Annotated in this window: 17 protein-coding genes and 1 pseudogene; 16 read left to right on the top strand and 2 right to left on the bottom strand. The window is 64.1% G+C overall.

Translation table 11 applies throughout. The annotated features are described in order from the left end of the window. The first annotated feature begins 118 nt into the window (after window positions 1-118). From narH to narI, 3 genes are read left to right on the top strand one after another with little or no spacing between them, the layout of a single operon-like run. Complete coding sequence (gene narH / locus ABKF58_RS18770) at window positions 119-1,669, top strand: nitrate reductase subunit beta (RefSeq protein WP_008953007.1); 1,551 nt, start codon at window positions 119-121, stop codon at window positions 1,667-1,669. Between the two features lie 11 nt (window positions 1,670-1,680). After that, window positions 1,681-2,322, top strand: coding sequence for a nitrate reductase molybdenum cofactor assembly chaperone (gene narJ, locus ABKF58_RS18765; protein ID WP_294864868.1), 642 nt, complete (start codon window positions 1,681-1,683; stop codon window positions 2,320-2,322). Between the two features lie 60 nt (window positions 2,323-2,382). After that, complete coding sequence (gene narI, locus ABKF58_RS18760) at window positions 2,383-3,069, top strand: respiratory nitrate reductase subunit gamma (RefSeq protein ID WP_008953005.1); 687 nt, start codon at window positions 2,383-2,385, stop codon at window positions 3,067-3,069. 68 nt (window positions 3,070-3,137) lie between these two features. On the opposite strand, the gene ABKF58_RS18755 is transcribed toward narI, so the two are convergent. Continuing rightward, window positions 3,138-5,162: a site-specific recombinase gene (locus ABKF58_RS18755; RefSeq protein ID WP_482582681.1), complete on the bottom strand. Its 2,025-nt coding sequence runs from the start codon at window positions 5,160-5,162 to the stop codon at window positions 3,138-3,140. A gap of 498 nt (window positions 5,163-5,660) precedes the next feature. Here ABKF58_RS18755 and ABKF58_RS18750 point away from each other — a divergent pair, with 498 nt between their 5' ends. The 7 genes from ABKF58_RS18750 (at window position 5,661) to ABKF58_RS18720 (ending at window position 13,489) form a co-directional block, all read left to right on the top strand. Further along, window positions 5,661-7,631, top strand: a complete 1,971-nt coding sequence (locus ABKF58_RS18750) for a methyl-accepting chemotaxis protein (protein ID WP_482582679.1) — start codon at window positions 5,661-5,663, stop codon at window positions 7,629-7,631. Between the two features lie 166 nt (window positions 7,632-7,797). After that, complete coding sequence (gene moaA / locus ABKF58_RS18745) at window positions 7,798-8,772, top strand: GTP 3',8-cyclase MoaA (protein ID WP_008953002.1); 975 nt, start codon at window positions 7,798-7,800, stop codon at window positions 8,770-8,772. Window position 8,773: 1 nt separating this feature from the next. Next, window positions 8,774-9,421: a carbonic anhydrase gene (locus ABKF58_RS18740; protein ID WP_482582677.1), complete on the top strand. Its 648-nt coding sequence runs from the start codon at window positions 8,774-8,776 to the stop codon at window positions 9,419-9,421. A gap of 175 nt (window positions 9,422-9,596) precedes the next feature. Further along, complete coding sequence (locus ABKF58_RS18735) at window positions 9,597-11,354, top strand: ATP-binding protein (protein ID WP_482582675.1); 1,758 nt, start codon at window positions 9,597-9,599, stop codon at window positions 11,352-11,354. Between the two features lie 31 nt (window positions 11,355-11,385). After that, a complete protein-coding gene (locus ABKF58_RS18730; RefSeq protein ID WP_008952999.1) occupies window positions 11,386-12,054 on the top strand; it encodes a response regulator in 669 nt (222 codons plus the stop codon). Between the two features lie 11 nt (window positions 12,055-12,065). Next, window positions 12,066-12,374 carry a hypothetical protein gene (locus ABKF58_RS18725; RefSeq protein WP_482582674.1) on the top strand — a complete coding sequence of 103 codons (309 nt, stop codon included), beginning with the start codon at window positions 12,066-12,068 and terminating at the stop codon, window positions 12,372-12,374. 359 nt (window positions 12,375-12,733) lie between these two features. Further along, on the top strand, window positions 12,734-13,489 hold the full coding sequence (locus tag ABKF58_RS18720; RefSeq protein WP_482582673.1) for a sulfite exporter TauE/SafE family protein: 756 nt from the start codon (window positions 12,734-12,736) through the stop codon (window positions 13,487-13,489). Between the two features lie 113 nt (window positions 13,490-13,602). On the opposite strand, the gene ABKF58_RS18715 is transcribed toward ABKF58_RS18720, so the two are convergent. Then, window positions 13,603-14,379, bottom strand: a complete 777-nt coding sequence (locus tag ABKF58_RS18715) for a helix-turn-helix domain-containing protein (RefSeq protein WP_482582671.1) — start codon at window positions 14,377-14,379, stop codon at window positions 13,603-13,605. A 405-nt stretch (window positions 14,380-14,784) separates the two neighbouring features. Here ABKF58_RS18715 and ABKF58_RS18710 point away from each other — a divergent pair, with 405 nt between their 5' ends. The 6 genes and pseudogenes from ABKF58_RS18710 to ABKF58_RS18685 all read left to right on the top strand — a co-directional run bounded on the left by ABKF58_RS18710 (window position 14,785) and on the right by ABKF58_RS18685 (window position 21,012). Beyond that, window positions 14,785-15,606: a proline racemase family protein gene (locus ABKF58_RS18710; protein WP_482582669.1), complete on the top strand. Its 822-nt coding sequence runs from the start codon at window positions 14,785-14,787 to the stop codon at window positions 15,604-15,606. Then, entirely contained in the window at window positions 15,524-15,712 is a 189-nt protein-coding gene (locus tag ABKF58_RS18705; RefSeq protein ID WP_482584401.1) for a proline racemase family protein, read from the top strand. Before ABKF58_RS18710 ends, ABKF58_RS18705 begins: the two co-directional genes overlap by 83 nt. Window positions 15,713-15,929: 217 nt before the next feature. Next, a complete protein-coding gene (locus tag ABKF58_RS18700) occupies window positions 15,930-16,877 on the top strand; it encodes a dihydrodipicolinate synthase family protein (protein ID WP_014086655.1) in 948 nt (315 codons plus the stop codon). Window positions 16,878-16,985: 108 nt separating this feature from the next. Then, on the top strand, window positions 16,986-18,557 hold the full coding sequence (locus ABKF58_RS18695) for an aldehyde dehydrogenase (NADP(+)) (protein ID WP_482582668.1): 1,572 nt from the start codon (window positions 16,986-16,988) through the stop codon (window positions 18,555-18,557). 3 nt (window positions 18,558-18,560) lie between these two features. After that, window positions 18,561-19,822: pseudogene (locus ABKF58_RS18690) on the top strand (NAD(P)/FAD-dependent oxidoreductase). A 44-nt stretch (window positions 19,823-19,866) separates the two neighbouring features. Further along, window positions 19,867-21,012, top strand: coding sequence for a branched-chain amino acid ABC transporter substrate-binding protein (locus ABKF58_RS18685; RefSeq protein ID WP_482582666.1), 1,146 nt, complete (start codon window positions 19,867-19,869; stop codon window positions 21,010-21,012). The last annotated feature ends 37 nt before the right edge of the window (window positions 21,013-21,049 follow it).

Genomic DNA, 21,049 nt, shown 5'->3' with positions numbered 1-21,049 from the left:
TGACGGCGAAACGCCCCTGTACTCCCTAATTCCATTGAAGTTCGGCGGAACGCCCCTGAGCGGGCAAGGCAAACACAGCGGTGCCAAGTAAGGGCTTCCGCCAAACTGGAGAATCAACATGAAAATCCGAGCCCAAATCGGCATGGTGCTCAACCTCGACAAGTGTATCGGCTGCCACACCTGTTCGGTGACCTGCAAGAACGTGTGGACCAGCCGCGACGGGGTGGAGTACGCCTGGTTCAACAACGTCGAAACCAAGCCCGGCGTCGGTTATCCCAAGGAATGGGAAAACCAGGACAAATGGAAGGGCGGCTGGGTACGCCGTTCCGACGGCAAGCTGGAACCGCGCCAGGGCAGCCGGCTGAAGATCCTGTCCAACATCTTCGCCAACCCCAACCTGCCGTCCATCGACGAGTACTACGAGCCGTTCACCTACGACTACGAGCACCTGCAGAACGCGCCGGAAATGATCACCCCGCCGACCGCACGGCCGGTGTCGGTGGTGACCGGCAAGAAGATGGACAAGATCGAATGGGGTCCGAACTGGGAAGACGACCTCGGCGGCGAATTCAGCAAGCGCTCCAAGGACGCGCTGTTCGAAGGTATCCAGAAGGAAATGTACTCGGCTTTCGAGAACACCTTCATGATGTACCTGCCGCGCCTGTGCGAACACTGCCTCAACCCGGCCTGCGTCGCCTCCTGCCCGTCCGGCTCCATCTACAAGCGTGAAGACGACGGCATCGTGCTGATCGACCAGGACAAGTGCCGCGGCTGGCGCATGTGCGTGTCGGGCTGCCCGTACAAGAAGATTTACTACAACTGGACCACCGGCAAGGCCGAGAAGTGCATCTTCTGCTACCCGCGTATCGAAGCCGGTCAGCCGACGGTGTGCTCCGAGACCTGTGTCGGCCGTATCCGTTACCTCGGCGTGCTGCTGTACGACGCCGACAAGATCGAAGCCGCCGCCAGCGTGGAAGATCCGAAGAGCCTGTACGAAGCGCAGCTGGGCGTGTTCCTCGACCCGAACGCGCCGGAGATCATCGCCGAAGCCAAGAAGCAGGGCATCCCGGATGCCTGGCTGACCGCCGCGCAGAAGTCGCCGGTGTACAAGATGGCGATGGAGTGGAAGGTCGCCTTCCCGCTGCACCCGGAATACCGCACGCTGCCGATGGTGTGGTACATCCCGCCGCTGTCGCCGATCCAGTCCGCGCTGGAAAACGGCCTGATCGGCGAGAATGGCATCATCCCGGACGTCAAGGACCTGCGCATCCCGATCCGCTACCTCGCCAACCTGCTCACCGCAGGCAAGGAAGAGCCGGTGGTCAAGGCGCTGGAAACCATGGTCGCCATGCGCCGCTACATGCGCAAGAAGAGCGTGGAAAAGGTCAGCGACGCCGCCACCCTGAAGGGCACGCATCTCAAGCCGCTGCAGGTGGAAGAGATGTACCGCGTGATGGCCATCGCCAACTACGAAGATCGTTTCGTGATCCCGACCACCCACAAGGAAATGGTCGAGAATACCTTCGACGACAAGGCCAGCTGCGGCTTCAGCTTCGGCAACGGCTGCTCCAGTGGGGCGACCGACCACAGTCTGTTCGGCAAGAAGAAGGCCACGCCGATCGTGTTCCACGACCTGCGTCGCGACCGCAAGGCTAACGCCGGCCAGTGAAGGAGAGCATGATGAAACACTTCAAGGCGCTGTCGGCGCTGCTGAGCTACCCTGAGCCGGAACTGCTCGAAGCCTTGCCGGATATTCGGACGCTGTTGGCTGACGCCGGGCTGGAACCGCAGGTGGCTCCGCTCCTGGCCGAGCTGGAAGCGGGCGAGCTGATCGCGCTGCAGGAGAACTACGTGCTGGTGTTCGACCGCAACCCGTCGCACTCGCTGCATCTGTTCGAGCATATTCACGGCGAGGACAGGGCGCGTGGCCAGGCCATGGTCGACCTGATGGAGGAGTACAAGGGCCACGGTTTCGAGATGATGACCAGCGAACTGCCGGATTACCTGCCGCTGTTCCTGGAGTTCCTGTCTCAGACCGATGCAGAGGAAGCGGGCCGACTGTTGTCCGACGCCGTGCACGTGGTGGCCCACGTTGCAGGCCGCCTGCGCGAGCACAACAGCGTTTACGCCGGCGTGCTCGATGCGGTGGTGTGGCTGTCCCCGGTAGCGCCGGAGCCGCTCACGGTGCCGCCGGTGCGCGATATGGACGAGGCGCTCGAAACCTTCGGTCCCGGTGCGGACGGCATCGAGCCCCTGCTCAAGCCGACGCTGCGTCCCGAAATCGCTCCGGTCAACTTCTATCCGCAACGGCCGCGTGCCTGATTATCACCTGCCGCTTTCGGCCGGCCGACAAGGTTGGCCGAAGCGGAATGGAGGAAAGTCATGAATACCTTGCATCAATTCCTGTTCGGGGTATACCCGTACATCGCCCTATCGATCTTCCTGCTGGGAAGTCTGGTGCGCTTCGACCGCGAGCAGTACAGCTGGAAGAGCGAGTCGAGCCAGCTGCTGCATCGCGGTAGCCTGCGCCTGGGCAACATCCTGTTCCACATCGGCATCATCGGCCTGTTCTTCGGCCACATGGTCGGTCTCCTGACTCCGGTGGCAGTGTGGGACGCGCTGGGCGTCGCCCACTCCTTCAAGCAGGTGTTCGCCATGACCGCCGGCGGCATCATGGGCACGCTGTGCCTGATCGGCGTGCTGATCCTGCTGCAGCGCCGCTTCGGCAACGACCGCCTGGCCGTCAACAGCACCTGGCGCGACAAGCTGGTGATGGTGTGGATCCTGCTGACGCTGCTGTTGGGCCTGTCCACCATCTTCGTCTCCGCCGGCCATCTGGACGGCCACGAAATGGTCCTGCTGATGACCTGGGCGCAGCACATCATCACCCTGCGGGGCGACGCGGCCAGCTACATCGCCGGTGCCTCGATCGTGTTCAAGATGCACCTGTTCATGGGCATGAGCCTGTTCCTGATCTTCCCGTTCACCCGTCTGGTGCACGTGTGGAGCGGTTTCGCCGCCGTGGGCTACCTCGGCCGTGCCTGGCAGCTGGTGCGCCCGCGCGCCTGAGCCGGCTCATCTTCGCAACACTAAAAAGCGCTGCCCGCGGGCAGCGCTTTTCTATGCTGGATGGCCGGTCAACGCGGGCCTGCTTCCAGCGTCTCGACCATGGCCTCGTCCTCCGTCGCCGGACGGCGTGGTGGCCAGAAGAAGTCCAGCGGCCGGTGCAGGAAGTGGCGCGCCACCGCCGGCAGCAGCGGCAGCGCGTCGCGCAGCGTCAGCTTGCGTGAACGCAACGCCACCCACAGTGCCAGGTTGAAGCTCACCAACAGGTTGAGCAGCCCGATCAGGCCGATACCCAACACCGACCACGTCAGCGTCTGCCAACTGATGGCGTAGTCGAGCCCCACCGCCGCGAAGGCCAGGTTGGCCGAAGCGAAGGTGATGTGACGGATGTCGATCGGCAGCCCCAGCAGCAGGCCGATGGTGCCTGTCAGCCCCAGGAAAAGGCCGAAATAGAAGTTGCCGGCCAGCGCCCCCAGGTTGTGTTCCACGTATTGCGCCAGGCGTCGCGTGCGATGCTCGCCGATCAGGCGGTTGAGCCACGGCAGCGCGGCCAGCCGCTCCGGAATACGCTGGTAGATCGCCAGGTTGTCATAGTAGCCGGCGATCAGGCCCGCCAGGAACAGGTACACCCCGGCAATGGCGGCGTGAAACAGCGACAGGCTGGCCAGCGGGTCGATCTCGTGCAACAGGTGCTGCGCCTTGGCCACACTCACCGCCTGGGAGCCGAACAGATGTTTCCAGCCCTCGGCGATCGCCCAGGCCACCGGCAGCGCCATCACCACGTTGCCGACGATGGCGATGAACTGGGTGCGCAGCACGCTGACCACCAGCTCCGTCAGCTCGCTCAACTGTGCCTTGCCGCCGTTCGGGGTGTGGATCGCGGCGGCCAGGCGTGCGGCCGTCATCGCCGGCTGCTTGGTGGCAATGGTGAAATGCAGCAGCTGGATCAGCATGAAGCCGAAGGCATAGTTCAGGCCGAAGGCCATCCCTTCCAGCAATAGGGGCAGGTGCGCCTGCGCCAGCGTCAGCTTGATCAGCGCCATGAAGCCCACCAGCAGCCCCGCTCCCATCGCCGCCTTGGCCATGCCCAGCCACTCGCTGCGGCTCTCGGCGATGTAGTGCTCGCCGCGCTGGCCGGCGTGTTCGGTCACCTGCAGCGCCAATAGCTCGATGTTCGAGGTGAACAGGTCGGACAGCTTGTGGTGGCGGTTGTCGGCGCGTACCAGCTCGCCGAGGAACTGGAACAGCGTCGGGTCGGCCACCGGGTCGTAGCCCGGGGTCAGTAGTGTCAATACCTGGCGCAGGCGGTGGATGTGCTGTTGCAGTCGCTGCAGATGGTAGGTCAGGCTGACCGAAATACCGTAGCGCGCGGCGTTCTTGCGGATGCGCAGGACGATGCCCTCGCACTGTTCCAGCAGCACCAGGATGTGTTTCTCGTCCTCGCCGGTCTCGCTGTCGTCGGTCGCGGCGTGGTGTTGGCTTTCGACGAAGCGGAACACCTCGGCGTTCAAGTGCAGGAACGGCGATTCGAAGCGCTCGATGTCCGGGTGCACGCGCACCAGCTCCGGTTCCAGACCGATCGCCACGATGCGCGAGGAGAGCACCTGCACGGCTTCCAGCAGCTGCCAGCGGGTATGCGCGCGCGCCTCGGTGTCGGTTTCTTCCTCCCAGTGCAGCGCGCGCCACACGTCGCCGCACACTTCCTGCGGCAATTGCTGCACCCACTGGTAATCGCGCTTGCCACGGAACAGGCTGCTGAACACGTCTTTCAGGTAATCCGGGTTCTGCGGCGGCGGCAGCAGCCTCTCGCCGATACACATCTTCATCGACGAAAAGAAACCGGCGTTCGACAGGATGCCGACGTCGGTATAGAGCTGGATCTGGCGCGTGCTGCTCAGCTGTTGCAGCAGGCAGCGGCGCAGGTTGGCGCGGTAATCCGGGCGCTGCTCCAGCAGGTAGCTCAGCGCCCGCACGTTCTTGATTGCCTGGGCGCTGTCGGAAGGGTGGGCGGGCCGGACCAAGTCGATCAGACCGGCCAGCAGCGAAGTCGGGGAGTGCGCTTGACCATCGGCCAGCGCACGCAGCAAGGTATCCATAGGCAAGTTCTCCGGCCGGCAAGCGCCGGCGAGTGGATAGGATGGCCTAAGTTGGCCTGCTTGAAAGAGGGGCGGATGCCCGGGGAAACCCGTCGGCAAGCGGGCGCACATTTCGGATCGGGTACCGCGATGCACCACAGCAGGGCGGTTGCTGCCAGGGCCTTGCCCTGGCGCGGGGCGGATGCCCGGCCATTTGCGAACGGGTAGTCAGAACTCCATGCAAATCATGACAGACCATGGCACGGCGCAATTAGTTCTTTCGGATGAGTGTGTCATGTCGTCGTAATCGTTACCATGCGCATGGGTGCTGCCGCCCTCGGCTGCTGCTGTGCACCGCCTCGCCGACACGTACCGGGGCCGCCGTTTCCTGTCGTTTTCCACCCCCGCGTGCCCACGATCACGAGTGTGGCAGCTGAGCATTTCATGGCCATGTTGCAGGCGTATTGCGCATGGTGTGCTTATTGCTTGCTCACGAGTATTTAACTGGAGTCGATGTCGATGCTGTCCCGCCTTTCTCTTGCCGCCAAGCTGCTGCTGTTGCTGGTGCCCTTCGCCCTCGTGACGATCGGCCTGGCATCGGTGATCTCCATGGAACGCTGGCACGGGGTGCGGCAACTGGAGCTGTCGCAACGACAGGTGCAGATGGCGGGGCTGGCCAGCGGGCTGATCCATGCCCTGCAGGTGGAGCGCGGCTTGAGCAACGGCTACCTGCACGCCCAGGGAAGTGTACCGCCGGCGCTGAACGAGGCACGCGGCCAGACCGGTACGGCGTTCGCCGCCTTCAAGGCCGGCCTCGCCGAGCTCGACGCAGCGGGGCAGGGTAGTGCGCAGGTGGCCAGCATCGAGGCGCTGCTGCAACAGCGCCCGGCGGTCGACGCGCGCAGCGTGGCTGCACCGGCCCTGTTTGCGGCGTTTTCCGAGCGCATCGAGGCGCTGACCGGGCTGATCGCGCAACTGGCCAAGTCCGGCCAGGAGCCGGAAGCGTTGCGCGAGACCACGGTGCTGCTCAACGTCCTGTGCGAGAAGGAGTTCGCCGGCCGCGAGCGTGGCTTCGTCAACGGTGTGCTGGTCCGGGGGAACTTCGATCAGGCCAGCATGAGCCAGTTCGATGCCCTCGCCGCCAAGCAGGAAGCGTGCGCTGCGCAGGCGCGCCAACTGGGGTCGGAGCGCTTCCTGCAGCAGGCCGATGCGCAGGCGCACAGTGCCGACGGGCAGGCTGTGCTGGCGCTGCGCCAGGCGCTGCGCAGCCAGCCGCTCGGCGGGCCGGCCGGCGTGGCGCCGGAACGCTGGTTCGCCGATTCCACACGCCGCATGGCCGGTCTCAAAACCCTACAGGACAGCCTGCTCGCCGACATGGCGACCCGCCTCGCCGCCGCCCGCGCCAGCGCCCGTAGCGACCTGGTGCTCACCATCGGCGGAACCGTGCTGGCGCTGCTGCTGCTGGCGACGCTGGCGTTGTCGATCTACCGTGGCATCTGCAACCCGGTGCGGCGTCTGGAGCGCGTCATGACCGGGATGAGCCAGGATCTGGATCTGTCGGCGCGTGCCAAGGTTCCCGGTAGCGACGAAATGGCGCGCATGGGCCAGGCGTTCGATCATCTGGTCGACGCGTTCGCGGCGACGCTGACGCAGGTCAAGCACAATGCCCACCAGCTGGTCGGCGCCGCCGATGCGTTGCAGGCGGTCTCCGCCCGGGCCGCGCGTGCCGCCGAGACCCAGACCGCGTCCTCCACCGAGATCGCCGCGGCGGTCGAGGAAATGGCCAGCGGCATCGCCATGGTCAAGGACAATACCCACGAGTCGCAGCAGACCGTGTTCGTCATGCAGGACAGCCTGGACGCCGGCCGCGCCCGCATGGGGGAAACCACCGGCGTGATGCGCGACACCTCGTCGGCGCTGGGCCGGGCCGGCGAGTCGATCGGGCAGTTGCGCGAGAAGTCGCAGCACATCAGCGCCATCATCACGGCAATTCGCGACATCGCCGACCAGACCAACCTCCTGGCACTCAACGCCGCCATCGAGGCGGCCCGTGCCGGCGAGACCGGCCGTGGTTTTGCCGTGGTGGCCGACGAAGTACGCAAGCTGGCCGAACGCACCAGCCAGCAGACGCTGGAAATCACCACCCTGGTCGACGGTATCCGCCAGGAGACCTTTGCCGCAGCCGGGCTGATGGACTCCGCCCGCAGTCAGATGAACGTCGGGCTGGAGCGGGTCGGCCTCACCGTGGCCGATCTCGACGGCATCCACCGTCAGGCCAGCGATTCGGCGCTCAAGTGCGAGGAAACCGCCGCCGCCATGCAGCAGCAGACCGCCGCCAGCGCCGAAGTGGCGCAGAACATCGCGCGCATCGCCGCGTTGGCCGAAGACAACTCGACCATCGTGCACCAGGCGGCGGAGCTGGCCACCCAGCTCAACCAGACCGCCGGCGACCTGGTCGCCATGGTCGACCGCTTCAAGCACGCCGGCTAGCCGCCGTCTCCCGGCCGTGTGCGCCCCTCCGCCAGGGGGTGAACCCGGCCTAGTTACTTCGGCATAGCTCGGGGTGGTCGTTTGTGGGAATGTGCGCGTCTTTTGCCTTCTATATACTGAACAATGAAGAGCTTAAGTTCGGGGAACATGCCCCGCTGGAGTTGATATGCTGACCGACCGTTTCGGCCGTACCATCGAGTACCTGCGGCTCTCGGTGACCGACCGCTGTGATTTGCGCTGTACCTACTGTATTCCCAAGGGCTTCAAGGATTTCGAGGAGCCGGAAAACTGGCTCACGTTCGACGAGATCGAGCGCGTGGTCGCCGCCTTCGTGCGCTTGGGGACGCGGCGCGTCCGCCTGACCGGCGGTGAGCCGCTGCTGCGCCGCAATCTGCCGCAACTGGCGGGGCGCCTGTCCGCACTCGACGGTCTCGACGACCTCTCGCTCACCACCAATGCCACTCAGCTTTCGCGTCATGCCGAAGCGCTGTTCCAGGGCGGCGTGAACCGCCTCAACATCAGCCTCGATTCGCTCAAGCGCGAATGCATGCACGAGATCACCGGTCGCGACAGTCTGCCGCAGATCATGGAAGGTCTGAAGGCCGCCAAGGCCGTCGGCTTCGCCCCGATCAAGATCAACATGGTGGCGATGAAGGACGTCAACGAATCCGAAATCGAAAGCATGGCGGCGTTCTGTATCGAGCAAGGGTTCGTGCTGCGCTTGATCGAAGCCATGCCGATGGGGGAAACCGGGCAGTCGGCGCACTACCTCGACTTGCAGCCGGTGCTGGAAAACCTGCGCCGCACCTTCGACCTGGTGCCGCAGGCCGAAACGTTGGGTGGCGGCCCTGCCCGTTACTGGAAGACCCGCGACAACGCGTTCTCGCTCGGCGTCATCACGCCGATTTCGCAGCACTTCTGTGCTACCTGCAACCGCCTGCGCCTGTCGGTGGATGGCACGCTCTACATGTGCCTGGGGCAGGAAGAACGTTTCGAGTTGCGCCCCCTGTTGCGTGCCGGTATCAGCGATGCCGGCCTGGAAGACGCCATCCGTGCTGCCATCGAGCTCAAGCCGGAAAAGCACGAGTTCCGCGAGAAACCGACCAAGATCCTGCGCTTCATGTCGATGACCGGGGGGTGACGTGCGTTCGGTTGAACCCCTGCTGCAAGGATTCCGCCGTTTCCAGTCCCGCTACTTTGGCGAATTGGACCTCTTTGACGAATTGCGCCACGGCCAGCGCCCCAGCACGCTGGTGATCGGTTGCTGCGATTCGCGCGTGCACCCCGCCACCCTGACCGGCTCCGAACCGGGCGAGCTGTTCATCGTACGCAACGTCGCCAACCTGGTGCCGCCTTGCGACGAGACGCTGACGCACGCCAGTGTGGCGGCGGCACTCGAATTTGCGGTATTGTCGCTCAAGGTAGAACGCATTATCGTGTTCGGACACGCCAGTTGTGGCGGCATCCGGGCCCTGATGCAGCGTTCTGTCGATGAGGCCAGCGCCCTGAAGCGCTGGCTGGATATCGCCGAGCCGGCACGGCGTTTCGTCGAGTCGAGCTACGACGACGTGAGCGAGGAAGAGCGCCTGCGTCAATGCGAAAAGGCGGCTATTCTGGTTTCCATCAACAATCTGCTGTCCTACCCTTGGCTGCGCGAGCGCGTCGAACAGGGCTCGCTCCTGCTCGATGGCTGGTATTTCGACATCCATGAGGGTGCGTTGTGGGGATTCGACCCGCAGCAGGACCGCTTCGTACCACTGGTGTGCCCGATTCAGAAGCCCGACCCATGACCCTCCCGCCCCCCGCCGACTTGTCCCGCCCGCTGGGGTTTCGTTTGTCGGCCAAGATCATTGGCGCCCTCCTGGCGGTGCTGCTGATGGCGCTCAGCGCCATCGGGGCGACGCTGTGGCTGTCTTGGCAACTCGAAGGGGGGCCGCCGCCATCAACGACGCCGGGAGCCTGCGCATGCGCGCCACCCGGCTGTCACTCGATGTGCAGCGCTTCCACGACGGCAAGCTGCCGCGCGAAGTGGTGCAAAATTCCATCGTCCGCTATGACCAGACCTTAGCGGTATTGCGCAGGGGTGATAGCGCCCGCCCCTTGCTGGTGCCGCGCACCGCAAAAATCCTGCTCGATTTCAAGAATGTCTCCGACCAGTGGCACGGGCGCATCCGCCCATTGGGGCAGGCCATTCTGGCGGCGGGCAGCGAGGCCAGCCCGCAGTCGATTGCTCGTTTCCAGTCCATGACCAGCGACTACGTCGACTTGATCAATCGTTTCGTCGCCGACATGGAGGCCTACAACGCGCGCAACACCGAGTACCTGCGCTATTGCCAACTGATGTTGGCGGCCCTGGCCGTGGTGGGTACGGTCGCCCTGATCTACATGATGATGCTGCTGGTGCTCAATCCGCTCGACAAGCTGCATCAGGGTATCCAGCTCCTGGCCGAAGGCCAGCTCGACGTCTCGGTGCCGGTCGAGTCTGACGATGAGTTCGCCCAGGTGAGCCAGGGCTTCAACCTGATGGCGCAACGCCTGGCCGAAGCGCGCGCCACGCTGGAAGAGCGGGTCCGCGCCAAGACCGCTTCGCTGCAGCAGAAGAACAAGGAACTGGCGCTACTCTATGAAATCTCCGCTTTCCTGAACCAGCCGCAATCGCTGGAAAGCCTGTGCCAGGGTTTCCTGGCCAAGGTGATGGCGGCGTACCGCGCCGACGGCGGGGCGGTTCGCCTCACCGATCACGAGCAGGGCATCGTCTACGTGGTAGCGGATCAGGGCATGCCGGAGGCCCTGCTCAAGGAAGAGCATTGCATGCGCGTGGGCGACTGCCTGTGCGGCGAGGTGGCCGAACACTCGTCCAGCCGGGTGGAGACGCTGAGTGTGGCGGACAACAAGAGCTGCAGCCGGGAGGGCTATCGCGTTATTTCCGCCTTCCCGATCACGGTGCAGGGGCGTTCCCTGGGCTTGTTCAACCTGCATTACCGTCAGTCCGTCATCATGACGCCGCAGCAGACCCGCTTGCTCGAGGTACTGGGACAAAACCTGGCCGTGGCCATCGAGAACCAGCGCCTGTTCGCCAAGGAGCGCGAGTTGGCGGTGCTGGAAGAGCGCAACCTGGTGGCGCAGGGGCTGCACGACAGCATTGCCCAGGGCTTGTCCTTCCTGAACCTGCAGGCCCAGATGCTGCGCCAGGCGCTGCAGCTTGGCGACAAGGAGTTGCTGGACGACACCGTCGGCCTGATCGAGACCGGCATCAAGGAAAGCTACGACGATGTGCGGGAGCTGCTCAACAATTTCCGCTCCAAGCTCTCGGAGAGCCTGATGCAGGCCATCTCCACCGTGCTCGAGCGCTTCCGCCGCCAGACCGGCATCAAGGTGGAACTGCGCTCCGAGGGACTGACGGTGCCGCTGATGCCGGAACAGCAGCTGCAGATACTGTTCATCCTGCAGGAGGTGCTGTCGAACGTGCGCAAGCACGCCCAGGCTACGCAGGTGGTGGTTCATCTCAAGGACGATGGGAGTGCGTTCGAGCTCGATATCAAGGACAATGGCGTCGGCTTCGCCATGGCGACGGTGGCGGGCAAGGCCGATACCCATTTCGGCTTGTCCATCATGAAGGAGCGTGCCGCGCGTGCCGGCGTGGCCCTGCGTATCTCCAGTCAGCCGGGCCGGGGCACTTCGGTGCACCTGCATCTGCCGCGGGCCCAGCGCAAGGCCGCCTGAGCCGAATATCGACCTTAACCAAGAGAGACTTATGCCTGATACCCCGATCCGCATCCTGTTGGTCGACGACCACACCCTGTTTCGCAGTGGCATCCGCATGCTGCTGTCGCGCCAGCCCGAGCTGGCCGTCGTGGGCGAGGCCGCCGATGGGGCGGAAGGGGTGAAACTGGCAAAGCAGCTGATGCCGGATGTGGTGCTACTCGATCTGCACATGCCGGGTATCTCGGGTGTGGAAGCGCTGGGCTTGCTGTTGCAGGACAACCCGACGCTGGCGGTGGTGATGCTGACGGTGTCGGAAGACGCCGACGACCTCACTGCCGCGCTGAAGGCCGGCGCACGTGGTTACCTGCTGAAGAACATCGATGCCGACTTCCTCAAGCAGTCCATCATCAAGGCCGCCGCCGGCGAGTCGGTGATGAGCGAGGCCATGACCGCCAAACTGATGGCGCATTTCCGTGCCGGTGCGCCGGCGCCGTCGCAACAGCAGCAGGAGCTGGAGAAGCTGACGCCACGCGAACGGGAGATTCTCGGTTTCCTGGCGCAAGGCCAGAGCAACAAGGAAATCGCACGCACGCTCGACTTGGCCGAGAGCACGGTGAAAATCCACGTGCAGAACATCCTGAAAAAGCTGGGGCTATCGAGCCGGGTGCAGGCGGCGGTGTACGCAGTGGAGCACGGCGTGGCGCGCCGCAGCGAGTAGGTGGGGAAAGCATGAAACAAAAAAGGCGGCCTTGGCCGCTTTTTTTGTTGTGGCGGCAGGAAGTGACGGCGCTGGAGCCGTCGGATGGCACCAGCACGCCCCCCGGCCACGGTTGGCCAGTACGGGCAATGTTCCCCAGCTGGGGTCAATCAGAAAATATCGTCACACCGTTCGGCGAGAAAGCGGGCATCGTCCCGGTCGTGCGCCCGTTGGCGAACTTTTTGCTGCCGGACTTTTTCCGCTTCACTGAGTTGAGGTTTGGCTACCGCGTAAAGAAAGCTTTCGTGCTGGTCGCGGGCCTGTTTTCGTCGAACGCTTAGAGGGATACGAGAGATCATCCTGTCACCTCATCACTGCATTGCTGGCTTGTACACCAGAAGGCATTCGCTTTACAAAATGACCCTAATTAATTCTTTTGTAAAGCATAAATGGGCATCGGTTCCGGAAATGTTGCAGGAATGTCCTTGACGGTCAGCTTGCCGCCGATTCATTTCGATTTCATGTCAGGACGGAAGTCTTCGTATGCTGTTTTGATGGACAGCGGTGCCCCGGGCAGATGGATAGTGATCTTTTAGAATATTGATTAAATTAGAAAATCTATTTGGTTATAACGCTAATCGGTTACTCTCCTATATCGTTTTCGAGTGCATCTGGGGGTCGTATGGAGTTGGGCTATATCGTGGCCGGTCTTCTCGTTGGTTTTGTCGTCGGACTGACCGGTGTGGGCGGTGGCTCGCTGATGACCCCTATCCTGGTGTGGTTCGGCATTCCCCCGGCCACCGCGGTCGGTACCGATTTGCTGTACGCGGCCATTACCAAGGCCGGCGGCGTGATGATTCATCACCGTCAGCGCCATGTCGACTGGGGCATTACGAGGCGCCTGGCGACCGGCAGCCTGCCGGCGGCGCTGCTGACCCTGTTCGCGCTGTCCCGTATCGACCTGCCTACCGCCACCATCAATGCCGTGATCAAGGTGAGCCTGGGAGCGGCGCTGATCCTGACCGCACTCGCCATTCTGTTCAAGCCGCTGCTGGTGAAACTGGCGCATCGCATCAACCCGTCGTTGCTGGATGAGTCCCGCTCGCGCACCGTGCCGACGGTGCTGATCGGCGTGATGCTGGGCGTGCTGGTGACGCTGAGCTCGATCGGTGCCGGTGCCCTGGGGACCTTGGCCCTGTTCCTGCTCTACCCGGTGCTGCCGACCACGCGTCTGGTGGGGACCGAGATTGCCCACGCCGTGCCGCTGACGCTGGTGGCGGGGATCGGTCATGCCAGTCTCGGCAACCTCGATTACGGCCTCTTGGTTAACCTGCTGATGGGGTCGCTGCCCGGTATCTGGATGGGCAGCCGCCTCACCAAGAAGATGGCGGAGCGCTGGATGCGTCCGGCACTGGCGATCATGCTGGCCATCGTCGGAACCAAGCTGGTGTACTGATCGAGACAATGTCTTTTCCCGAGCCCGGGGCGCCGATGGCAACATCGGCGCCCCGGGCTTTTGTGCGTCTTGGGATGCGTGAGATGCGGGAGGCTGTGGTAAAGCCTTATCTATCAGCTGCGCTCTGTAGCCTGACGATACTGCCGTGGTGTGAAGCCAGTCAGCGCCTTGAATTGCCGGCTGAATGCGCTGTGGTCGGTGTAACCGCACTGCAGTGCCACATCGGTAATCGGTATTTGGGTATGAAGTAAGCGATGCGCATGCTCCAGGCGCGCCTTATGGATCATTTGCCGGGGTGTCAGATGGAAGACTCGTTTGCAGTACCGTTCCAATTGTGCGGCTGAAATGCCGGCAATCCGCGTCAACTCACCCATGGTGATGGGGCGATTGAAATGCGCACGAATGTATTCGTCCACGGCGACAAGGTGCTGATAAGCGGGATGCGTATTGCTGGCCGATTGCAGGTCGACCGATATACCCATCAAGCCGATGATTTCGCCTTTGCTGTTGTACAACGGCCATTTGTACGTCAGGCACCAACCCGGTTCGCGGCTCTTGTAAAGGTGCAGTTCTAGCTGGCTTTCAAGAACCAATCCCTGCTCCAGGACCCGTCGATCCTGCTCTGTATAGCCAGGACCCAGCTGAGCCGGGAAGACTTCAGCACTGGTTTTACCCAGCAGGGGTTGTAGCTGTTTCAGGCCGCAGCGCTGTACCAGCGTGTGATTGGCAATGAGGTAGCGTGCCTCCACATCCTTGATGAATATCGCCGCATTCGGGATGACATCCAGTACAGGTAGCAACGGTGCCACTCCAGCCAGCCATTCCTCGATGGTTTCAGGGCGTCGTTGCTCGTCGCCCTGGCACAGCATGGCAAGTGCGTTCGGTGTCATGACTTCCACTCCCCGGTATCCGTGCTCCCCCTCCAGTACCTGCTTCAGGGGCAAAGCAAGCAGCTTGCAGCACGGCTTGCGTCATGTCGAGCCACCCGTGAGGCTGCCACGCCAGTCGCACACCACCAAAACAAACTATGCCGATTTCGTCATCAAAGATGAAGATAAGCATCAAGATTATGGGCATCGATGAGTCCATTCTATGGCCTGGAAACTGACTGCAGGGCTCAACCCCGATTGGCTCTTCTAAGAACCCATTCACGATCTGTCGCGAGCAGCCCTCAGCGGGGTGAAGAGCAGCGCAGGAACCGGAATGTACTGGAGTACATGAGGATTTCGAGCAGCACATGAGCCCCGATCAGGATGCGCAGCAAGATCGGGAACAGGTTCTAAATGGACAGGGTTATGAAACAGATACACATCATCGATTCCCACACTGGCGGTGAACCCACTCGCCTGGTGATGAAAGGCTTTCCCGAACTTACGGGCAGCACCATGGCCGAGAAGCGCGACGCGTTGCGCGAGCAGCACGACAAGTGGCGCCGTGCCTGCCTGCTGGAGCCGCGGGGCAACGATGTGCTGGTGGGTGCGCTGTATTGCGAGTCGGTATCGCCAGACGCCACCTGCGGCGTGATTTTCTTCAACAATGCCGGCTACCTCGGCATGTGCGGCCACGGCACCATCGGCCTGGTCGCCTCCTTGCACCACTTGGGGCAGATCCAGCCCGGCGTGCACAAAATCGACACTCCGGTCGGCCCGGTCAGCGCCACCCTGCATGACGACGGCGCGGTGACTCTGCGCAACGTCCCGGCCTACCGCTACCGTCAGCAGGTCCCGGTAGACGTGCCCGGCCACGGCCGCGTCTACGGCGATGTTGCCTGGGGCGGCAACTGGTTCTTCCTGGTCGCCGATCACGGCCAGTCGCTACGGCTCGAGAATGTCGAAGCCCTGACGGAGTTCACCTGGGCGATGCTCAGGGCCCTGGAGGACCAGGGCATCCACGGCGAAGACGGCGCCCTGATCGACCATGTCGAGCTGTTTGCCGACGACGACCAAGCCGACAGCCGCAACTTCGTCATGTGTCCAGGCAAGGCCTACGACCGTTCGCCCTGCGGCACCGGTACCAGCGCCAAGCTGGCGTGCACTGGCGGCCGATGGCAAGCTGGCCGAGGGCGAGGGCTGGGTTCAGGCCGGCATCACGGGCAGCCGGTTCGAAGGCCGTTATGAATGGGAAGGCGAGCGTATCCGCCCGTTCATTACCGGCCGTGCCTACATGACCGCCGACAGCACGCTGCTGATCGACGAACAGGATCCCTTCGCGTGGGGCATTTGAGCCCGCACGTCTGAGAACCGGTTCACGATCGGTCGCGAGCAGCCCTCAGCGGGGTGAAGAGCAGCACAGAAGCCGGAATGGACTGGAGTCCATGAGGGTTTCGAGCAGCACATGAGCCCTGATCAGGATGCGCAGCAAGATCGTGAACAGGTTCTGACGCCGCCCCGGCGGCCCCTTTACCTCCATCATCCGAATAAATGCTGTAAGGAGCAAAACAATGAGCGACAACATCTTCACCGGTTGCATTCCTGCCCTGATGACCCCGTGCACTGCCGACCGCAAACCGGACTTCGATGCCCTGGTAGCCAAGGGCCGCGAGCTGATCGAGATCGGCATGAGCGCCGTGGTGTACTGCGGCTCCATGGGCGACTGGCCGCTGCTCACCGAAGCCGAACGTCAGGAAGGCGTGGCGCGTCTGGTGGCGGCCGGCATCCCGACCATCGTCGGCACCGGCGCGGTCAATACCCGCGAGGCTGTCTCCCACGCCGCCCACGCCGCCAAAGTCGGCGCCCATGGCCTGATGGTGATTCCTCGCGTGCTCTCCCGTGGCGCCTCGCCGGCCGCGCAGAAAGCGCATTTCGCCGCCATCCTCAAAGCCGCTCCGGGCCTGCCGGCGGTGATCTACAACAGCCCTTACTACGGCTTCGCCACCCGGGCCGACCTGTTCTTCGAGCTGCGCCGCGACTACCCGAACCTGATCGGCTTCAAGGAATTCGGTGGCGGCGCCGACCTGCGCTACGCGGCCGAGAACATCACTTCCAAGGACGATGAGATCACCCTCATGGTCGGTGTTGATACCCAGGTCGTGCACGGCTTTGTCAATTGCAACGCTACCGGCGCCATCACCGGTATCGGCAACGTTCTGCCGCGCGAAGTGTTGCAGCTGGTGGCCCTGAGCAAGCAGGCCGCCAAGGGCGACGCCAAGGCCCGCCGCCTTGCCGGCGAGCTGGAATCGGCGCTGGCGGTGCTGTCGTCTTTCGATGAGGGCTGCGACCTGGTGCTCTACTACAAGCATCTGATGGTGCTCAACGGCGACAAGGAATACACCCTGCACTTCAACGAGAGCGATGTGCTCAGCGATGCCCAGCGTCGTTATGCCGAGAACCAGTACGCGCTGTTCCGCGAGTGGTACGGCAATTGGTCGGCAGAACAGAACGTCGCCTGACGCACAGCCCCGGCGCACGGCGGCGCTCCGATGCGCGCCGCCTCTGTTTGCCCCCACTGTGCAACTTCCTGTTGCGTAGCTGGGTTACCTACTTTCGCAGGAGTCACCATGAACTTGACAGGCAAGATGCTGATTGGCGGGCAAGCCGTCGCCGGCAGCCGCGAAGCGGTCCAGGCAATCGATCCGGCCACCGGCAAACTGCTTGAGCCGGCCTATCCCGGCGGCACCGGCGAGCAGGTGGAACAGGCCTGTGCCCTGGCCTGGGCCGCCTTTGACCGCTATCGTGAGACGTCGCTGGCGGTCCGTGCCCACTTCCTCGAAACCATTGCCGACGAGATCGAAGCCCTTGGCGATGAGCTGGTCGAGCGCGCCGTGGTCGAGAGCGGACTGCCGCGTGCCCGGATTCAGGGCGAACGGAGTCGCACCTGCGGACAACTGCGCACCTTTGCCCGCACCGTGCGTGCCGGGGAATGGCTGGACGTGCGGGTCGATACCGCCCAACCGGAGCGCCAGCCCTTGCCCCGCGCAGACCTGCGCCAGCGTCACGTGTCGCTGGGCCCGGTGGCGGTGTTCGGTGCGAGCAATTTCCCGCTGGCCTTTTCCGTCGCCGGCGGTGACACAGCCTCGGCCCTGGCGGCGGGCTGCCCGGTGATCGTCAAGGCCCATGGCGCCCACCCCGGCACCAGTGAACTGGTCGGCCAAGCCGTGGCCCGGGCCGTGGCGAAAGGCGAACTCCCTGAAGGCGTGTTCTCGCTGCTGTTCGGCTCTGGCCGTGAAGTGGGTATCGCCCTGGTCAGCGACCCGCGCATCAAGGCGGTCGGCTTCACCGGTTCGCGCAGCGGCGGCATCGCCTTGTGCCGGGCTGCCCAGGCCCGCCCCGAGCCGATCCCGGTCTATGCGGAGATGAGCTCGATCAACCCGGTGTTCCTCTTCCCGGCGGCCCTGCACGCACGGGCCGAAGCATTGGCGCAGGGGTTCGTCGCCTCGCTGACTCAGGGCGCGGGCCAGTTCTGCACCAACCCCGGCCTGGTGATTGCCCTCCAGGGGCCGGACCTGGACCGCTTCAGCGCCGCGGCGGCGGATGCCGTCCAGCGCAGCGGCGCGCAAACCATGCTTACTCCGGGCATCTTCGACGCCTATCAGGCGGGTGTCGGCGTGCTGGCCAGCCATGCCCGACCGCTTGCCGCCGGCCTGAGCACCGAAGGCCCGAACCAGTGTCAGCCCCGGCTGTTCATGACATCGGCGCGGGACTTTCTTGCCAACTCGGCCCTGCAGACCGAGGTCTTCGGCGCCGCCTCGTTGATCGTGCAATGTGCCGACGGCGAGGAGATCCGCCAGGTCGCCGAGCACCTGGAGGGCCAATTGACCGCCACACTGCACCTGGACGACGGCGACCTGCAAGCCGCCACAGCCTTGCTGCCGACCCTGGAGCGCAAGGCCGGCCGCTTGCTGGTCAATGGCTGGCCAACCGGTGTCGAGGTGTGCGATGCCATGGTCCATGGCGGGCCGTTCCCGGCCACCTCCGATGCGCGCAGCACCTCGGTCGGGACGGCCGCGATCCAGCGTTTCCTGCGTCCGGTCTGCTACCAGGGTTTCCCGGACAGCCTGTTGCCTGCGGCGCTGCGGCACGGTAATCCGCTGCAGCTGCGTCGTCTGCTCGATGGCCAGAGAGAGGCCTAGGCCATGTCGAACTCCCCGACTTCACGTGCGCACATCGTCGTGGTGGGGGCCGGCATCGTCGGCATCGCCACCGCCTTGCAACTGCGCCTGGCCGGCTGCGAGGTGACGCTGGTCGATCGCGGCGAACCAGCGATGGAAACCAGCTACGGCAACGCCGGCGCCTTCGCGGTGAGCGACGTGATTCCCCTGGCCGAGCCGGGCGTCTTGCGCAAGGTGCCGGGCTGGATGCTCGATCCGCTGGGGCCGCTGGCTTTGCGCTGGCGCTATCTGCCGACGCTGGTGCCGTGGCTGCTGCGCTTCGTCGCTGCCAGCCGGCCGAGTCGGGTGGCCGAACTCACCCGTGCCATGGCCGCGCTCTTGAACCGGGTCAACGACGACTACGCGCCGCTGATCGAGCGCGCCGGCCTCACTCATCTGTGGCGGCGCCACGGCAATCTGACGCTGTACCGCAGCGAGGCCGAGTTTGCCGCCGCCGAAGCCACTTGGCATGCCAAGCGTGCGCACGGTGTCGAATGGCGCAAGCTCGGCCGTGCCGAACTCGAGCGCACCGCGCCGCAGGTCGGCAAGGAGTGGCAGGTGGCTGTGAACGTGCCGGCCTGGTCGCACGTGGACGATCCCTACACCTTCAGCCGCGGGCTGTTCGACGCCTTCATCCGCGAGGGGGGCGCTTCGTGCAGGACGAGGTGCTGGCCACCGTCAGCGCGGCCGGGCGCATTGCCGGCGTGGAGACCGCCAACCGCGGCCGGCTCGAGGCCGACGCGGTGGTGATCGCCTGCGGCATCTGGAGCGACCGCTTCACGGCACAGCACCAATACCGGATTCCGCTGGAGAGCGAGCGTGGCTATCACGTGACGCTGCCCAACGCCGGCGTGGCATTGCATCACTTCATCCAGTGCGCCAGCGAGAGCTTCGTGATCCTGCCCATGGGCAACGGCGGGCTGCGGCTGGCCGGCACCGTGGAGCTGGCGCACCGCGATGCACCGCCCGACTGGCGCCGTGCCCACATTCTGATCGACAAGGCCAAGCGCATCGTCGGCGATTTCGACGCCAGCGACATGAGCGTATGGATGGGCAACCGCCCCTCCGTGCCGGATACCGTGCCGGTGATCGGCCCGGCGCCGGATTCCGCCGGCCTGTACTTTGCCACTGGCCACGGCCACCTCGGCCTGACGCTGGCGGCCACCACGGGCGCGCTGCTGACCGACATGATCCAGCGGCGTCCCAGCAGTTTCGATGTTTCACCGTACCGGCTCAACCGGTTCTGACCGGCCTTTCGGCCAACCTTAAAAAGAGAAGCAAAGGAGAAATCATGAAGCAGCGCTTTCCTCGCAGCATGACCATGGTGTTGGCCCTGGGTGGCATGATGGCCCCGTTCGCCATCACGGCTGCGCAAGCGGATACCGTGGTTAAGATTGGCTTTTCCTCGCCGCTGTCCGGCCCACAGGCGCATTACGGCAAGGACAACGAGAACGCCACCAAGATGGCGATCGACGATCTCAACGCCAAGCCGCTGACTATCGCCGGGCAGAAGGTGACCTTCGAACTGGTGTCCGAGGACGATCAGGCCGACCCGCGCGTCGGCACCCAGGTCGCGCAGCGCCTGGTGGACTCCGGTGTGAAGGCGGTGATCGGCCACTTCAATTCCGGCGTCTCGATCCCGGCATCCCGTATCTACTCGGATGCCGGCATCCCGCAGCTGTCGGTCTCCACCAACCCGGCCTTCACCACCGCCGGCTACAAGACCACCTTCCGCCTGGTGGGTAGCGACAGCCAGGTGGGCGGCGCGCTGGGGCTCTATGCCGTGGCCCAGCTCAAGGCACAGCGCATCGCGGTGATCGACGACCGCACCGCCTACGGCCAGGGCATCGCCGACGAATTCATCAAGTCCATCCAGGGGTTGGGCAAGCAGCCGGTCAAGCGCGAGTACACCAACGACAAAGCTTCCGACTTCACCGCCATCCTCACCTCGCTCAAGGCGGTCCATCCGGACGTGATCTTCTACGGCGGCGCGGACGCGCAGGCCGCACCGATGGCCAAGCAGATGAAACGCCTGGGCCTCAACGCCAAGCTGATGGGCGGCGACATGCTGAGCACCCCCACCTTCATCAAGCTGGCCGGTACCGATGCCGTCGGCCACTTCTCGGCGGTACCGGGTGGTGAGCTTGGCGCGCGTCCGGCCGGCAAGGACTTCGAGGCCCGTTACAAGGCCCGCTACAAGCAGGACGTGGTGCTGCTGGGGCCGCAGTTCTACGACGGCGTGATGATCGTGGCCGATGCCATGAAGCGCGCCAACTCCACCGAGCCGGCCAAGTTCCTGCCGCTGATCGCCAAGACCGCCTACAAGGGGGTGACCGCCGATTTCAGCTTCGATAGCGCCGGCAACCTGAAACACGCCCCGGTGACCATCTCGGCGGTGGAAGGCAGCAACTGGAAAGTGAAGACCGTGGTGCAGTAAGACCGCTGGCGTGCGGGTGCGGCAGGCGTCGCCCCCG

The sequence above is a fragment of the Pseudogulbenkiania sp. AW2-16 genome (genome assembly GCF_056824575.1).
This window is presented reverse-complemented; position numbering and strand designations above follow the sequence as displayed.

Excerpts from the sequence above, each read along its gene's own strand:
- ABKF58_RS18735 (WP_482582675.1), top strand. The coding sequence starts at position 9,597 with ATGCGCGCCACCCGGCTGTCACTCGATGTGCAGCGCTTCCACGACGGC.
- ABKF58_RS18730 (WP_008952999.1), top strand. The coding sequence starts at position 11,386 with ATGCCTGATACCCCGATCCGCATCCTGTTGGTCGACGACCACACCCTG.
- narJ (WP_294864868.1), top strand. The coding sequence starts at position 1,681 with ATGAAACACTTCAAGGCGCTGTCGGCGCTGCTGAGCTACCCTGAGCCG.
- moaA (WP_008953002.1), top strand. The coding sequence starts at position 7,798 with ATGCTGACCGACCGTTTCGGCCGTACCATCGAGTACCTGCGGCTCTCG.
- narI (WP_008953005.1), top strand. The coding sequence starts at position 2,383 with ATGAATACCTTGCATCAATTCCTGTTCGGGGTATACCCGTACATCGCC.
- ABKF58_RS18685 (WP_482582666.1), top strand. The coding sequence starts at position 19,867 with ATGAAGCAGCGCTTTCCTCGCAGCATGACCATGGTGTTGGCCCTGGGT.
- ABKF58_RS18750 (WP_482582679.1), top strand. The coding sequence starts at position 5,661 with ATGCTGTCCCGCCTTTCTCTTGCCGCCAAGCTGCTGCTGTTGCTGGTG.
- ABKF58_RS18755 (WP_482582681.1), bottom strand. The coding sequence starts at position 5,162 with ATGGATACCTTGCTGCGTGCGCTGGCCGATGGTCAAGCGCACTCCCCG.
- ABKF58_RS18715 (WP_482582671.1), bottom strand. The coding sequence starts at position 14,379 with ATGACACCGAACGCACTTGCCATGCTGTGCCAGGGCGACGAGCAACGA.
- ABKF58_RS18710 (WP_482582669.1), top strand. The coding sequence starts at position 14,785 with ATGAAACAGATACACATCATCGATTCCCACACTGGCGGTGAACCCACT.
- ABKF58_RS18695 (WP_482582668.1), top strand. The coding sequence starts at position 16,986 with ATGAACTTGACAGGCAAGATGCTGATTGGCGGGCAAGCCGTCGCCGGC.
- ABKF58_RS18725 (WP_482582674.1), top strand. The coding sequence starts at position 12,066 with ATGAAACAAAAAAGGCGGCCTTGGCCGCTTTTTTTGTTGTGGCGGCAG.
- narH (WP_008953007.1), top strand. The coding sequence starts at position 119 with ATGAAAATCCGAGCCCAAATCGGCATGGTGCTCAACCTCGACAAGTGT.
- ABKF58_RS18700 (WP_014086655.1), top strand. The coding sequence starts at position 15,930 with ATGAGCGACAACATCTTCACCGGTTGCATTCCTGCCCTGATGACCCCG.